10 protein-coding genes are annotated in these 14807 nt (G+C 71.2%); 6 read left to right on the top strand and 4 right to left on the bottom strand.

All coding sequences use genetic code 11. The annotated features are described in order from the left end of the window. Positions 1-12: 12 nt before the first annotated feature. The 3 genes from AB0I91_RS36760 to AB0I91_RS36750 are packed head-to-tail and all read right to left on the bottom strand — an operon-like array spanning position 13 to position 2941. Positions 13-831: a carbohydrate ABC transporter permease gene (locus tag AB0I91_RS36760; protein WP_498772765.1), complete on the bottom strand. Its 819-nt coding sequence runs from the start codon at positions 829-831 to the stop codon at positions 13-15. After that, on the bottom strand, positions 828-1649 hold the full coding sequence (locus AB0I91_RS36755; RefSeq protein ID WP_498772767.1) for a carbohydrate ABC transporter permease: 822 nt from the start codon (positions 1647-1649) through the stop codon (positions 828-830). Before AB0I91_RS36755 ends, AB0I91_RS36760 begins: the two co-directional genes overlap by 4 nt. Before the next feature lie 32 nt (positions 1650-1681). Then, positions 1682-2941, bottom strand: a complete 1260-nt coding sequence (locus AB0I91_RS36750) for an extracellular solute-binding protein (protein WP_499615775.1) — start codon at positions 2939-2941, stop codon at positions 1682-1684. Between the two features lie 229 nt (positions 2942-3170). Here AB0I91_RS36750 and AB0I91_RS36745 point away from each other — a divergent pair, with 229 nt between their 5' ends. Genes AB0I91_RS36745 through AB0I91_RS36735 form a run of 3 tightly spaced genes read left to right on the top strand, consistent with a single transcriptional unit; the run spans position 3171 to position 9518 of the window. Continuing rightward, complete coding sequence (locus AB0I91_RS36745) at positions 3171-4160, top strand: LacI family DNA-binding transcriptional regulator (RefSeq protein WP_053716050.1); 990 nt, start codon at positions 3171-3173, stop codon at positions 4158-4160. Then, positions 4154-6487 carry a beta-xylosidase/alpha-l-arabinosidase gene (locus tag AB0I91_RS36740; RefSeq protein WP_499641000.1) on the top strand — a complete coding sequence of 778 codons (2334 nt, stop codon included), beginning with the start codon at positions 4154-4156 and terminating at the stop codon, positions 6485-6487. The genes AB0I91_RS36745 and AB0I91_RS36740 overlap by 7 nt, the downstream gene beginning before the upstream one ends. Before the next feature lie 7 nt (positions 6488-6494). Next, positions 6495-9518, top strand: a complete 3024-nt coding sequence (locus AB0I91_RS36735; RefSeq protein WP_499640998.1) for a glycosyl hydrolase 115 family protein — start codon at positions 6495-6497, stop codon at positions 9516-9518. Positions 9519-9617: 99 nt separating this feature from the next. Here the strand turns inward: AB0I91_RS36735 and AB0I91_RS36730 are convergent, their stop codons facing one another. Further along, on the bottom strand, positions 9618-10586 hold the full coding sequence (locus tag AB0I91_RS36730) for an acetylxylan esterase (protein ID WP_498772775.1): 969 nt from the start codon (positions 10584-10586) through the stop codon (positions 9618-9620). 102 nt (positions 10587-10688) lie between these two features. On the opposite strand from AB0I91_RS36730, the gene AB0I91_RS36725 reads away from it, so the two are divergent. The 3 genes from AB0I91_RS36725 (at position 10689) to AB0I91_RS36715 (ending at position 14778) form a co-directional block, all read left to right on the top strand. Beyond that, complete coding sequence (locus AB0I91_RS36725) at positions 10689-11714, top strand: LacI family DNA-binding transcriptional regulator (RefSeq protein ID WP_498772777.1); 1026 nt, start codon at positions 10689-10691, stop codon at positions 11712-11714. Between the two features lie 305 nt (positions 11715-12019). After that, positions 12020-13639 carry a cellulase family glycosylhydrolase gene (locus tag AB0I91_RS36720; protein WP_498772779.1) on the top strand — a complete coding sequence of 540 codons (1620 nt, stop codon included), beginning with the start codon at positions 12020-12022 and terminating at the stop codon, positions 13637-13639. Positions 13640-13650: 11 nt separating this feature from the next. Beyond that, complete coding sequence (locus AB0I91_RS36715) at positions 13651-14778, top strand: cellulose binding domain-containing protein (RefSeq protein WP_499640996.1); 1128 nt, start codon at positions 13651-13653, stop codon at positions 14776-14778. The last annotated feature ends 29 nt before the right edge of the window (positions 14779-14807 follow it).

Raw genomic sequence — 14807 nt, 5'->3', positions numbered from 1 at the left:
AGTCGGGTCGGACTACTTGCCGAAACCGGCCGTGAGGCCGCTGAGCAGGAACCGCCGTCCGACCAGGTACACCACGAAGATCGGCAGCACGGACAACGTCACGGCCGCGAGCAGCGCGGGCACGTTCGTGCCGAACTGCCCCTGGAAGTCCCACAACCCGAGGGTGAGCACCCGCGACGATTCCGACTGGGTGAGCACCAAGGGGAAGAGGAACCCGTTCCACGCGTTGAGCGCGGTGTAGACGACGACGGTCATGATCGCCGGCCGCGCCAGCGGCAGGACCAGCGACACCAGCACCCGCATCGGGCCCGCGCCGTCGATGGCCTGCGCCTCGTACAGCTCACGCGGCACGTCGCGCAGGCTGTTGACCAGCACGAGCATCGCCACCGGCAGCGCGAACGCCGCCGTCGGCAGGATGATCGCGGTCAACGTGTCGTACAGCTGCATCCGCGTGATCATCAGGTACACCGGGATGATCGTGGCCTGCGCGGGGATCGCCAGGCCCATGAGGAGCAGGGTGAAGCCGCGCTGCACGAACGGGCTGGTGTTGCGGACCACCGCGTACGCGGCGGGCACGGCCACCAGCACCACGATCGCCACCGTCGCGACGGTCACGATCACGTTGTTCAGCAGGTACTGGCCGAAGCCGCCGGTCAGGACGGTGACGTAGTTGTCCAGCGACAACGCGTCCGGCATCTCCCACACGCTCTTGCCGAGGTACTCGGCGCGGGAGCGCAGCGACACCGTGACCAGGTAGAGCAGCGGCCCGACGACGATCGCCAGCCACACCAGGGCGAAGATCCCGGCGGGCCAGTTGGGACGAGACTTCACGACCCCTCCTGCTGGCTGCTCATCTGGCGGAACCCGCTCCAGCGCATGACCGCCAGCGACAGCGCGGTGCCCAGGACGACCAGCACGACCGCGATCGCGCTCGCGTAGCCCATCTCGAACCCGCTGAAGCCGGTGATGTACATGTGCAGCGGCAGGATGCGGGTCGCGGTGCCCGGTCCGCCGTTGGTGAGGATCAGCACGGTGTCGAACGTCGTCAGCGAGCCGACCAGCATCAGCACCGACGACGTGACGATCGTGTACCGCAGCTGCGGCAGCGTGATGTGCCGGAACTTGCTCACCCGTGACGCGCCGTCGATGGTCGCCGCCTCGTACAGCGAGGCGGGCACCGCCCGGGCCGCACCTTGGTAGAGCAGGGTGTGGAACGGGATGAACTGCCACGAGATCACGAGCACCACCGTGTAGAGCGCGATGTCGGGGTCGCCCAGGAACAGCGGTCCGTCGACGAACGCGCCGAAGTTCGGCTCGAGCAGCGCCTGCCACAACAACGCGATGGCGGCCGTGGACAGCAGCAGCGGCAGGAAGAAGATCGAGCTGAGCACCGCCCGTGACCGCTGCTTGCCGGCCGCCCAGACCCCGATCAGCAACGCGATCGGGGTCTGGACGAGCCACGACACGACCATCAGCACCAGGGTCCGCCACACCGAGGCACGCGCCTCGCTGTCCTCGAGCAGCCGGGACCAGTTCTCGCCCCCGTTGAGCGCCGGTGTGCCCAGACCGTCCCAAGCGGTGAAGCTCAGGTAGATCACGAGCAGCATGGGCAACACGGCGAACAGGGCGAAGAATCCGAACGCCGGCACGGCATACCAGGCCGAAGGCCGCTGGGACGACATCAGCGCGCGGCCACCGCGTCGACGAACTGCTGCGGCGAGACCTTGCCCAGGAAGAACTCCTGGAGCTGGGTCAGCATGAACGTGGCGTCATCGGCGGGCAGGTCCTGGTCCCAGGACAGCTGGAAGTTCTTCGAGTCCAGCACCAGCTCGTAGATGAACGACGCGTACTCCGGGTTCGGCGACTTCTTCAGCTTCTCCTCGGCGCCCACCACCGGCGGGACGTCACCGGCCTCGATCAGCGCCTCGACGTAGGAGTCCTTGTGCAGCTCGGTGGTGACGAACTTCTTCGCCGCGTCCAGGCTCTTCGAGTCCTGGGTCGCCGAGTAGAAGTTGCTCACGTTGCCGACGAGGTTGCCCGCGTCGCCCTTGCCGCCGGGGATCGACGGGAACGCCACCCAGCCCAGGTCGCCGTTCTTCACGAAGTCCGGGCTCTGGTCGAGCTGGTTGGTGTACTCCCACGAACCCATGAGGTGCATGGCGGCCTTGCCCTGCGCCAGGATGGTCGACGCGCCACCGGCGTCGTAGCCGACGGAGGCGAAGTTGCTGCCGAACGCGCCCCGGTCGATGAGGTCCTTGAGCTTGGTCATGGACTCGACCACGGCCGGGTCCTTCCAGCCCGCGGGGCCGGCGTCCCGGATGTTCTTGAACACCTCGGGGCCGGCGACGCGGTCGAGCACGTACTCGGCCCACATCAGCTCGGTCCACGCCTGCGTGCCGGCGAGGGCGATCGGGGTGATGCCCTTGGCCTTGAAGGTGTCGACGGCCGCGAGCAGCTCGTCCCACGTGGTCGGCGGCTGCGCGCCCGCCTCGCTGAAGACCTTCTTGTTGAAGAACAGCAGCACGGGCTGCATGCCGCGCATCGGCACGCCGTAGTACTTGTCGCCGAGCTTCGCGCCGTTGAGCACGCTCGGGATGAACGCGTCCTTGGCGGCCTTGTTGTCGTTCAGCACCTGGGTGAGGTCGGCCACCTTGCCGGCGTCGACGTACTCCTTGAGGTTGCCACCGCCCCAGTTGAAGAACAGGTCGGGGGCCTGCGGGGAGCCGATGGCCACCCGGAGCCGCTGCTTGTACGGGTCGTTGCCGAACGTCTCCAGCGAGGCGTTGCCGCCACCCGCCTTGAACGAGTCGATCGACTTGTTCTCGATCTTGTTGAGCACCGGGTCTTCCAGTGCCCAGATCTTCAGTGCGCCGGCGTTGGTCTCGCCCGGACCGGACGTGCCACACGCGGACACCACTGCTGTCACGGCGACTAGCCCCATCGCGATGAGGGGACGCACCCATGAACGGCGGGACATGCGACCGCCACCCTTCTGCCACGCTGCGGATTTGTTCGTGGCATCGAAACATTTCGAAACATCCACGACTTGCGCAGACCTTAGGCCCGTGTCCAACCGGTGTCAAGCGTCACCATTCGGCGTGTCCGAGTGATGTTTTCCCACGTCAGGAGGTCACTCTTGTGTTTCGATCGAGTTTCGATACTATCGGCCCATGCGTCGAGCCACGTTGGCCACGATTGCTGCAGCAGCGGGGGTGTCTCTCCCGACGGTGTCCAAAGTCCTCAACGGGAAGGACGACGTCGGCGCAGAGACCCGGGCCCGCGTGCGGCAGCTCCTGGCCGAGTATGACTACGTGCCGGTCGGGTCCCGCAGGGCCTCCGGTCACCTGCTGGTGGACCTCGTGTTCACCGCCCTGGACAGCCCCTGGGCGGTGGAGATCATCCGTGGCGTCGTCGACACCGGGCTGCACGTCGTGGTGTCGTCCACCGACAAACCCCGTCAGCACACGTCGTGGGCGGCGTCGCTGGTCGAGGCCAGGCGCGCGGGCGCGCTCCTGGTCACCTCCCAGCTGACCGCCGCCGACCGCCGCGTGCTGGCCAACTCCCGCATCCCCGTCGTGGTCATCGACCCGGTCGACCTGCCGCAGCCGAACGTGCCCAGCGTCGGCGCGACGAACTGGGCCGGCGGCCTGGCGGCCACCGAGCACCTCCTGCGCCTCGGCCACCGCCGGGTCGGCGTCATCGGCGGACCGGCCGGGATGCTATGCAGCCGCGCGCGGGTCGACGGCTACCGCGCCGCGCTGGACCGCGCGGGCATCGCGTTCAACCCCGAGCTGGTCAAGCACGGGGACTTCAAGCACGAGGGCGGGTTCCGCCGCGCGGCCGAGCTGCTGGCGCTGCCGGACCGGCCGACGGCGATCTTCGCCGGCAACGACGAGCAGGCTTTAGGCGTGATCGAGGCGGCCCGCGTCGTCGGGCTGTCCGTGCCGCACGACCTGAGCGTGGTCGGCTTCGACGACCTGCCGGTCGCGGTGTGGTCCTCGCCCGCCCTCACCACCGTGCGCCAGCCGCTCACCGAGATGGGCCGCCACGCGGGCCGCATGCTCGCCGACCTGATCGCGGGTCGCCCCGTGGAGACCGAACGGGTGGAACTGGCCACCGAACTCGTCGTCCGATCGTCAACGAAGGAGCCGCCGTGCTGAACCCCTGGGCCGATCCCGGAAGGCCGACCGGTGAGCGGGTCGCCGCCCTGCTGGCCGAGCTGACCCTGGAGGAGAAGCTGGCCCAGCTGGTGGGCGTGTGGGTGGGTATCTCCGAGGGTGAGGAGGTCGCCCCCGCGCAGCACGAGTTCGCCGAGCCGCTGCCGCCGTGGGACGAGCTGACCAAGCCCGGCCTCGGCCAGCTGACCCGCGTGTTCGGCACCGGGCCGGTCGAGCCGCTGGTCGGCGCGAAGGTGCTGGCCGAGACGCAGCGCAAGCTGGTCGCGAACACCCGGTTCGGCATCCCGGCCATGGCGCACGAGGAGTGCCTGGCCGGCTTCACCGCGTGGCAGGCGACCGTGTTCCCCATCCCGCTCGCGTGGGGCGCCTCGTTCGACCCGGTGACGGTCGAGCGGATGGCACGCGAGGTGGGTCTCGTGATGCGCGACGTCGGCGTCCACCAGGGGTTGGCGCCGGTGCTGGACGTGTCGCGCGACCCGCGGTGGGGACGCACCGAGGAGACCATCGGCGAGGATCCGTACCTCGTGGGTCTCCTCGGTGCCGCCTACACCAAGGGCCTGGAGTCCAGCGGGATCGTGGCCACGCTCAAGCACTTCGCGGGCTACTCGGCCTCGCGCGGCGGGCGCAACCACGCGCCGGTGCACATGGGGCCGCGCGAGTTCGCCGACGTGGTGCTGCCGCCGTTCGAGATGGCCTTGCGCCTGGGCGGCGCGCGCTCGGTGATGAACTCCTACGCCGAGGTCGACGGCGTGCCGGCGGGCTCGGACCCGACCCTGTTCACCGACCTGCTGCGGGACAAGTGGGGCTTCACCGGCGTGGTGGTCGCCGACTACTTCGCGGTGTCGTTCCTGGAGACCGCGCACGGCGTCGCGGGCTCGCCCGGTGAGGCCGCCGCGCTGGCGCTGGCCGCCGGCATCGACGTCGAGCTGCCCAGCGTGCGCTGCTACGGCGAGCCGCTGGCCGAGCTGGTGCGGTCCGGCCAGGTCGACGAGGCGCTGGTGGACCGCGCGGTCGTCCGCGTGCTGACCCAGAAGTGCGAGCTCGGCCTGCTGGACGAGGGCTGGCAGCCGGACTCGCCCGCGGTGCTGCGCGGCGAGCCGGTCGACCTCGACCCGCCCGCGCTGCGCGACCTGGCCCGCACGATGGCCGAGCGCTCCGTGGTGCTGCTGGACAACGCCGACGGCCTGCTGCCGCTGGCGGACACCGGCAAGGTCGCCGTGGTCGGCCCGTGCGCGGACGACCTGCTGGCGCTGATGGGCTGCTACGCGTTCCCCAACCACGTGGGCGTGCAGCACCCGGACGTGCCGCTCGGCGTCGACATGGACACGATGGTCCAGGCGGTGCTGAAGGAGTTCCCGAACTCCGAGGTCTCCACCGCCAAGGGCTGCGAGGTCGACGGCGCCGACCGGTCGGGCATCGACGACGCCGTCTCGGTGGCGCGCGAGGCCGACGTGGTGCTGGCCGTGCTCGGCGACCGGGCCGGGCTGTTCGGCCGCGGCACGTCCGGCGAGGGCTGCGACGCCGAGGACCTGAACCTGCCCGGCGTGCAGGGCGAGCTGCTGGAGCGGCTGCTGGCGCTGGACGTGCCGGTCGTGCTCGTGCTGCTGACCGGCCGCCCGTACGCGCTGGGCCGCTACCTCGAGCCCGCCGCGGGCGCCGACGGGCGGCCCGCGGCGATCGTCCAGGCGTTCTTCCCCGGCGAGGAGGGCGCGGGCGCGGTCGCCGGCGTGCTCAGCGGGCGCGTCAACCCGTCCGGCAAGCTGCCCGTGCAGGTGCCGCGCGGCTCCGGCGCCCAGCCGACCACCTACCTGCACCCGCCGCTCGGCGGTCCGGGCGGGGTCAGCTCGGTCGACCCGTCGCCCGCCTACCCGTTCGGGCACGGCCTGTCGTACACGGCGTTCGAGCTGTCCGACTTCGCCGGTGGCGCGGAGCTCCCGGCCGACGGCGAGGTCGAGGTGTCGTGCCTGGTGCGCAACACCGGCGACCGGGCCGGCGCCGAGGTCGTCCAGCTCTACCTGCACGACCCGGTGGCCAGCGTGACCCGTCCGGTGCGCCAGCTCGTCGGCTTCGCCCGGGTCGAGCTGGAGGCGGGCGAGGCCACCGAGGTGACGTTCCGGCTGCACGCCGACCGCACCTCGTTCACCGGCCGCGACGGCAAGCGGGTCGTGGAGACCGGCGAGGTCGTGCTGCAGGTCGGCACGTCGAGCGAGGACATCCGCTGGGAGCACTCGGTGCCGGTCACCGGTGAGCCGCGCGTGGTCGGGCACGACCGCGTGCTGGTGACGCCGGTCACCACCACGTCACGATGAGGTGACCATGAGGCTGGTGCCCTTGCCGTCGCCGTCGGCGCTCCTCGTGCCGCCGGCGCCGGCGACGGCGACACCGGACGGCCCGACGAGGGTCGACGGGTACGTCGTCGACCGACCGGGACCGGGACGCTTCCCGTTGGCGTCCCGGGGCAAGGCCGCCGCCCTGGTGGTCAGCGACGCCGACCACCCCGGCGTCGTGCGGGTCGTCGGTGACCTGCGCGACGACGTCGAGCGCGTCACCGGCGTGCGGCCGGAGATCACCTCGGAGCCGCGCGGCGACGTGGTGATCGTCGGCACGGTCGGCCGGAGCCCGTTGATCGACGACCTGGTGGCGCGCGGCAAGCTCGACGTGTCGGCGATCGAGGGCCGGTGGGAGACCTCGCTCCAGCAGGTCGTGCACCACCCGGCGCCGGGCGTGCGGCGCGCGTTCGTCATCGCGGGCAGCGACCAGCGCGGCACGATCTTCGGCGCGTACGACGTCTCGCGCGAGATCGGCGTGTCACCTTGGCACTGGTGGGCCGACGTCCCCCCGGCCCACCGCGCCGAGTTGCACGTGCTGCCGGGCAGGCACGGCCAGGGCACGCCCGCGGTGAAGTACCGCGGGTTCTTCATCAACGACGAGAACCCGGCGCTGGGCCGGTGGGCGCCGGAGCACTTCGGCGCCGGTCGCGCGCCGGGCTTCCCGGCCGGCTTCAACCACCACTTCTACGCCAAGGTCTTCGAGACGGTGTTGCGGCTCAAGGCCAACTACCTGTGGCCCGCGGTGTGGGGCCGGGCGTTCGCCGAGGACGACCCGCTCAACCACGCGACCGCCAAGGCGTACGGCGTCGTCATGGGCACCTCGCACGAGGCGCCCATGATGCGCGGCATCGAGGAGTGGAACCGGCACGCGAAGGCGGGCGAGAGCGACCCGTACGGCGGCAACGGCGAGTGGAGCTTCCGCCGCAACCGCGACGCCGTCGTGCGGTACTGGACCGACGGCGTGCGGCGCATGAAGGACGAGGGCTTCGAGGGCGTGGTCACCCTCGGCATGCGCGGCAACGGCGACGCGAGCCTGTCCGACGGCGACGGCATCGAGCTGATGCGGGAGATCCTGGCCGCGCAGCGGGAGATCCTGGCCCGCGAGGGCATGGCCGACGTACCGCAGGTGCAGACCCTCTACAAGGAGGTCCAGCGCTACTGGGAGAAAGGGCTGCGCCCGCCGGACGACGTGACGGTCGTGTTCGCTGACGACAACTGGGGCAACATGCGCAAGCTGCCCGACCCGTCGTCGCCCCCGCGCGCCGGCGGGTACGGGCTCTACTACCACTTCGACTACGTCGGCGGCGGGCGCAACTACAAGTGGGTCGACACCACCTCGCTGCCGAACGTGTGGGACCAGCTGCACCAGTCCTACGAGTACGGCGTCGACCGGCTGTGGGTCGTCAACGCGGGCGACGTGAAGGGCAACGAGCTGCCGCTGCAGTTCTTCCTGGACTACGCCTGGGACCCGGGGCGCTGGCCGGTGGAGAAGCTGGGGGAGTGGGAGCGGCGTTACGCGGCGCAGAACTTCGGCCCGCGGCAGGCCGGTGAGATCGCGTCGGTCCTGCGCGAGTACGCCAAGCTCCAGTCCGCCCGCAAGCCGGAACTGCTCAACCGCAAGGCCACCGCCGTCGGCGCCACGATCACCTACGACGACCAGGCCTCGCCGTTCAGCCTGACCGACTACCGCGAGGGCGAACGCGTCACCGAGCGGTGGCGGCGGTTGGCGGACCGGGCCGAGCGGGTCCGCGGCGCGCTGCCGCCGTCGTCGCGGGACGCCTACCACCAGCTGGTGCACTACCAGGTGAAGGCGACGGCGAACCTGTACGCGTTGCGGCTGGCCGAGTTCACCAACCTGCTCCACGCGGCGCAGGGCCGTGCGTCGGCGAACGCGTTGGCGGACGCCACCGACGCGCGGTTCGCCGAGGACCAGGCGATGTCGGACCACTACGGCACCGTGCTCGCGGGCGGGAAGTGGCGCGGCTTCCAGACCCAGCCGAAGATCGGCTACGGCGACGTCGCGCGGTACGGGCCGAGCGCGTCGTGGCAGCAGCCGGAACGCGACGGCGACGTGCTGCCGGACGAGGTGTTCCCCGCCGTCAAGCGCCTCGACCTGCCGCGGGTGGCGGAGATGGGCGTGGCGGTCGACGGCTCGGACCAGTGGTGGCCCGCCGCGCCGGGGCCCGCGACGCTGCCCGCGTTCAGCCCGCACCAGTCCCAGCCGGGGCAGTACGTGGAGGTGTTCAACCGGGGCGCGATCCCGTTCGACTACTGGGCGACGCCGGGCGCGGCGTGGCTGGAGGTCGCCCGGCCGCACGGCACGGTGCGCGACCAGGTCCGGCTGGACGTGCGCGTGGACTGGTCGCGCGCGCCGAAGGGGCGCGTCGAGGTGCCGATCACGATCACCGGCGCGGGCGCGCTGGTGACCGTGCGGGCGGTCGTCGAGAACGACCTGGTGGAGCCACGGGGTTTCGTGGAGGCCAACGGCTACGTCTCGATCGAGGCCGCCCACGCGACCCGGGTCGTGGACGGCGACGGCGTGCGGTGGCGGCGGATCCCCGACATCGGCCGCACGGGCGACGGCGTGGAGCCGTTCCCGGTGACCGCGCCGAGCCGTGAGCCGGGGTCGCCGACCGGGCCGCGGCTGGAGTACGAGCTGACCGTGCGGGCCGACGGGCCGGTGACCGTGTGGGCGTACCTGTCGCCGCGCAACCCGGTGCTGCCCGGGCCGGGCCTGCGCTACGCGGTGTCGTTCGACGACCAGCCGCCGCAGGTCGTCGACATCACCGCGGCCACCGGCGCGGACGACACCACCATGAACCGCCAGTGGGAGCACAACACGTCGGACAACGTCAACCGAACCGCCACCGGGCACCGGCTGGACGCGGGCGCGCACACGCTCAAGTTCTGGATGGTCGACCCCACCGTGGTGGTGCAGAAGCTGGTCGTGGACACGGGAGGCCTCAGGTGGAGCTACCTGGGGCCCCCGGAGAGCCGCCGAGTCCACTGACCGGGCTGGGGCGTGAGGGGGACTATGGCGGTGGTCCCCCTCACGTCCCGCCAACCCGCTACCTCGTGGCGAGCGTGATGGCCGTGCGTCGCGCCGGGGCTAGAGGTGCGCGCGCAGGTGGCGGAGCTTGCGCTCGTCGTGCACCCGCGGCGTGGTGTGCCCGCTGAACGGGAACACCGCCATCTCCTTCGGCGCGGTGATCTCGTTGTAGGCCGCGTACACCGTGGACGGTGGGCACACCTCGTCCATCAGGCCGACGCTCAGCAGCGACGTCGCGGTGATCCGCTTGGCCAGCAACGCGCCGTCCACGTACCGCAGCGTGTCGCGGGCGGCGGGGATCAGGTCGACGTGCTGCGCCAGGAACTTGGCGATCTCCGCGTACGGCTCGGCGTCGGTCAGGGTGATGGCCCGCTGGAAGTCGCACAGGAACGGCACGTCCGCGTGGCAGACCTTCACCGCCTCGCCGTTGAGCGCGGCGGCGGCCAGCGCCAGCCCGCCGCCCTGGCTGCCGCCGGACACCGCGATCCGCGTCTCGTCCACCCCGTCCAGCGAGGCGGCCACCTCGACGGCACGGGCGGCGTCCACCATCAGGCGCGTGACGTAGTAGGTCTCGGGGGCGGCGATGCCGCGCGTCATCACGCCGGGGTGCTCGGGGCCCGCGAAGCCGGTGTCGGGGGTGGCGCCGAGCGTCCACCGACCGCCCTGGCCGCGGGTGTCCATCACGAACACCCCGTAGCCGACGGACGGCAGCAGCGCGTGCTCCGACGGCAGGCCGCGCCCGCCGCCGTAACCGATGTAGCAGACGACGGTCGGCAGCGCCTCGACGCCGGCGCCGGCGGGGCGGAGGTACCAGCCGCGCACCCGGTCGCCGCCGTGGCCGGAGAACTCGACGTCCCAGACCGAGAGCGGTCCGTAGGCGTCGGCCGCGTACGGGGTGAGGACCGGTGGCAGCGCGGCGGCGTGCGCCTCGTCCAGCCGTGCCTTCCACCACAGGTCGAGGTTGTCCGGCTCGGCGGTGTCGGTCCGGTACAGCGCGAGCTCCCGCTCGGAGAGGTCGAACCAGGGCACGGCGGTCCCCTTTCCATAATCCGTTAAGCGCTTAATTACCCTACCGGGCTGAGCCGCGGGTACCGCCGCTAGACTTGATGATCACCGACCGAGGAGGCGCGGGTGGTAGGTGGTAAGCGTCCGACCATCTCGGACATCGCCAAGGCCGCGGGCGTGTCCACCGGCGCGGTCTCCTACGCGCTCAACAACCGGCCGGGCGTCTCGGAGCCGACGCGTCGTCGGATCATGGACATCGCCGACCGCCTCGGGTGGGTGCCCAGCAGCGCGGCGCGGTCGTTGAGCGACGGTCGGGCGAACGCGATCGGGCTGGTGGTCGACCGGCCCGCGCGGGTGATCGGCGTCGAGCCGTACTTCATGCAGCTGATCTCCGGGATCCAGGGCGCGCTCGCGGGCGGGCCGACGTCGTTGCTGCTCCAGGTGACGGACAACTCGGCGGCCGAGCTGGCGGCGTACCGGCGGTGGTGGGGCGAGCGGCGGGTGGACGGCGTGCTGCTGGTCGACCTGGTCCAGAACGACCCGCGGGTGGAGCTGGTGCGTGAGCTGCGGCTGCCCGCGGTCGTGCTCGGCGAGCCGGTCGTGCCGGACCTGCCGTGCGTGTGGACGGACGACGAGCTGGCCGTGGCGGAGGTGCTGGAGTACCTGGTCGCGCTGGGGCACCGCCGCATCGTCCGGGTCGCGGGGCCGACGAAGTTCGTGCACACCCAGACCCGATCCCGCGCGTTCACCACGGCCGCCGCGCGCCTCGGCCTGCCCGACGCCCGCGTGGTGCACGCCGACTACTCCGACGAGGCCGCCGCCCGCGTGACCCGGCGGGTCCTGACGAGCGGCATCGCGCCCACCGCCCTGGTGTTCGACAACGACGTGATGGCCGTGTCCGCCCTCGGCGTGGCCCACGAGCTGGGCCTGACGGTGCCCGACCAGCTCTCCCTCGTGGCGTGGGACGACTCGGCCCTGTGCCGCCTGGTGCGCCCGGCGCTGTCGGCGGTCCGCCGCCCGATCGCCGAACGCGGCGCCGCCGCCGTGCGGCTGCTCCTCGACGTGATCAACGGCGCCCCGGCCGAACAGGTGAAGACCTCGGACCCCGAACTGGTCCCCCGCTCCAGCACCTCCCACCCCCCGACCCCTTGACCCACGCCCCTCGCGAGTCGAACCGCCAGCGCCGGCGCGGGACACGCGAAGGGTGGGGGTGGTGTGCCGGCGCGGGGTGTAGGAGACTTGCGCAAGGCGGTCTGGGAGCGGTCCCAGACGGTCTCTTCGCGGTGCGGTCGAAGCTGTGGCCAGTGGGGTGGGGGAGCGGGTGTGGGCCGGGGTTGAGAGGCGAACCGGGCGTTGACACTTAAGCGGTTAATTGCTTTGGTGTTGAGGCCTGCCGCAGGCAGGCGCGCTGCCCTGCGCTCGCTACGTCAACGTCGACAACTACGCGAGGTACATCCATGCGCAAGCGATTCGCCTTGGTGGGCGCCGCCGTCGCCGCCTTGGTCCTGTCACTGCTGACGGTGACGCCGGCACACGCCGCGGCCGGGTTCACCGTCAGCAACGGGCGTCTGCTCGACGCCAACGGCAACGACTTCGTGATGCGTGGCGTGAACCACGCGCACACCTGGTACGCCGACCGCACCACCCAGGCGCTCAAGGACATCAAGGCCACGGGCGCCAACACGGTCCGCGTCGTCCTCAGCTCCGGCGACCGGTGGACGCTGAACAACGCCGCCGACGTCGCGGGCGTCATCAGCCAGTGCAAGGCCAACAAGCTCATCTGCGTGATGGAGGTGCACGACACCACCGGCTACCAGGAGCAGAGCGGCGCCGTCAGCCTGGCCCGCGCCGTGGAGTACTGGAAGAGCATCCAGAGCGCCATGGCCGGCCAGGAGAAGTACGTCATCCTCAACATCGGCAACGAGCCGTGGGGCAACACCGGCTACACCGGCTGGACCCAGGCGACCAAGGACGCCATCACCTCGCTGCGCTCGGCGGGCTTCGAGCACACGATCATGGTGGACGCGCCGAACTGGGGCCAGGACTGGGCCTTCACCATGCGCGACAACGCCGCGTCGGTGTTCGCCGCCGACCCCCAGAAGAACACCGTGTTCTCCATCCACATGTACGGCGTGTTCGACACGGCCGCCGAGATCAACGACTACCTGAACCGGTTCGTCACGGCGAAGCTGCCGATCGTGGTCGGCGAGTTCGGCCACGACCACTCCGACGGCAACCCGGACGAGGACACGATCTTCGCCACCACCCAGTCGCTCAAGCTGGGCTACCTGGCGTGGTCCTGGTCGGGCAACGGCGGCGGCGTCGAGTACCTCGACATGGTCACCGGCTTCAACGCCGCCCAGCTCACGAGCTGGGGCCAGCGCGCGGTCAACGGCGCGAACGGCATCAAGGCCACCTCCCGCCAGGCCACCGTCTACGACAGCGGCACCGGCCCGGACACCACCGCGCCGTCCACGCCCGGCACCCCGACCGCGTCCGGCGTCACCTCCACCGGCGCCACGCTGTCCTGGACCGCGTCCACCGACAACGTCGGCGTCACCGGCTACGACGTGGTCCGCGTGAACGGCACCACCGAGACCGCCGCCGCGAGCACCGCCACGACGACGGCCACCGTCACCGGCCTGTCGGCGAGCACCACCTACACGTTCGCCGTGTACGCGCGGGACGCGGCGGGCAACCGCTCCACCCGTTCCGGCACGGTCAACGTCACCACCCAGCCCGGTGGCGGCGGCCCCGCGTCCTGCGCGGTCACCTACAAGATCGCGGGCCAGTGGCAGGGCGGCTTCCAGGGCGACGTGAAGATCGCCAACACCGGCACGGCCGCGGTGAACGGCTGGACGCTGCGCTGGACCTGGGCCAACGGCCAGACGGTCAGCCAGTCCTGGGGCGCCACCACGACCCAGTCCGGCTCCACGCTGAGCGCGACCAACGTGTCCTACACCGGCACCATCCCGGCGAACGGCTCGGTCAGCTTCGGCTTCATCGGGTCGTGGAACGGCACCAACTCGGCGCCCACCGCGTTCACGCTCAACGGCGCCACCTGCACGACGGCCTAGAGGAGCACGCGATGTCGAGAAAAGCCGCGGTCGCGGCACTGTTAGCGGCGTTGGCCACGTTCGTCGGCCTCTTGGTGGCCGCACCCGGCCAGGCGGTCGAGGCCGCCGCGCCGACGCGGATCATGGCACTGGGCGACTCGATCACGGGCTCGCCGGGCTGCTGGCGCGCCCTGCTGGACCGCGACCTGCGCGCGGCCGGGCACACGAACATCGACTTCGTGGGCACCCGCGCCGGTGACGGCTGCGGGTTCGCCTACGACGGCGAGAACGAGGGCCACGGCGGCGCGCTGGTCACCGCGGTGGCCGACCAGAACCAGCTCGTCGGGTGGCTGGCCGCCACCAACCCGAACGTGGTGCTCATGCACTTCGGGACCAACGACGTCTGGAGCAACCGGTCGACCGCGACCATCCTGGCCGCCTACGGCAAGCTGGTCGACCAGATGCGCGCCAACAACGCGAGCATGAAGGTGATCGTCGCCAAGATCATCCCGATGGCGGCGAGCGCCTGCGCGGAGTGCCCCCAGCGGGTGGTCGACCTGAACGCGGCGATCACGGGCTGGGCGGCGGGCAAGTCCACCGCGCAGTCGCCGGTCACCGTGGTGGACCAGTGGGCCGGGTTCAACACCGCCAGTGACACCTACGACGGCGTTCACCCGAACGCGTCCGGTGATCGCAAGATCGCGGACAAGTGGATCCCGGCCGTGGTGTCCGCGCTCAACGGCACCACGCCCACGTCCACGACCACTACGACCACCAGCACGACCACTACTACTACTACTACTACTACTACTACTACTACTACGACCACCACGACCACCACGACTTCCGCCCCCGGCGGGTCGTGCGACGTCGAGATCAAGGTCGTCAACCAGTGGCCGGGCGGGTTCACGGTGGAGATCACCATCCGCAACGGCGGCGCCTCGCCGACCCGCGGGTGGCGCATCGGGTTCACGTTCAACGCCGGCATGTCCCTCAGCCAGGGCTGGAACGGCTCCTTCACCCAGAGCGGCACGGCGGTGACGGTGTCCAACACGTCCTGGAACGGCGGCATCCCGCCGGCGGGCTCGACCAAGGTCGGGTTCAACGGCACCGGTGACGCCACCGGCTGGGTGCCCGTGCCGATCTGCACGCTGTCCTGACCGGACCTCGCGGGTGCGCCCGGCACCGG

It is taken from the genome of Actinosynnema sp. NPDC049800 (assembly GCF_040656635.1).
Taxonomy (GTDB): domain Bacteria; phylum Actinomycetota; class Actinomycetes; order Mycobacteriales; family Pseudonocardiaceae; genus Actinosynnema.
This window is presented reverse-complemented; position numbering and strand designations above follow the sequence as displayed.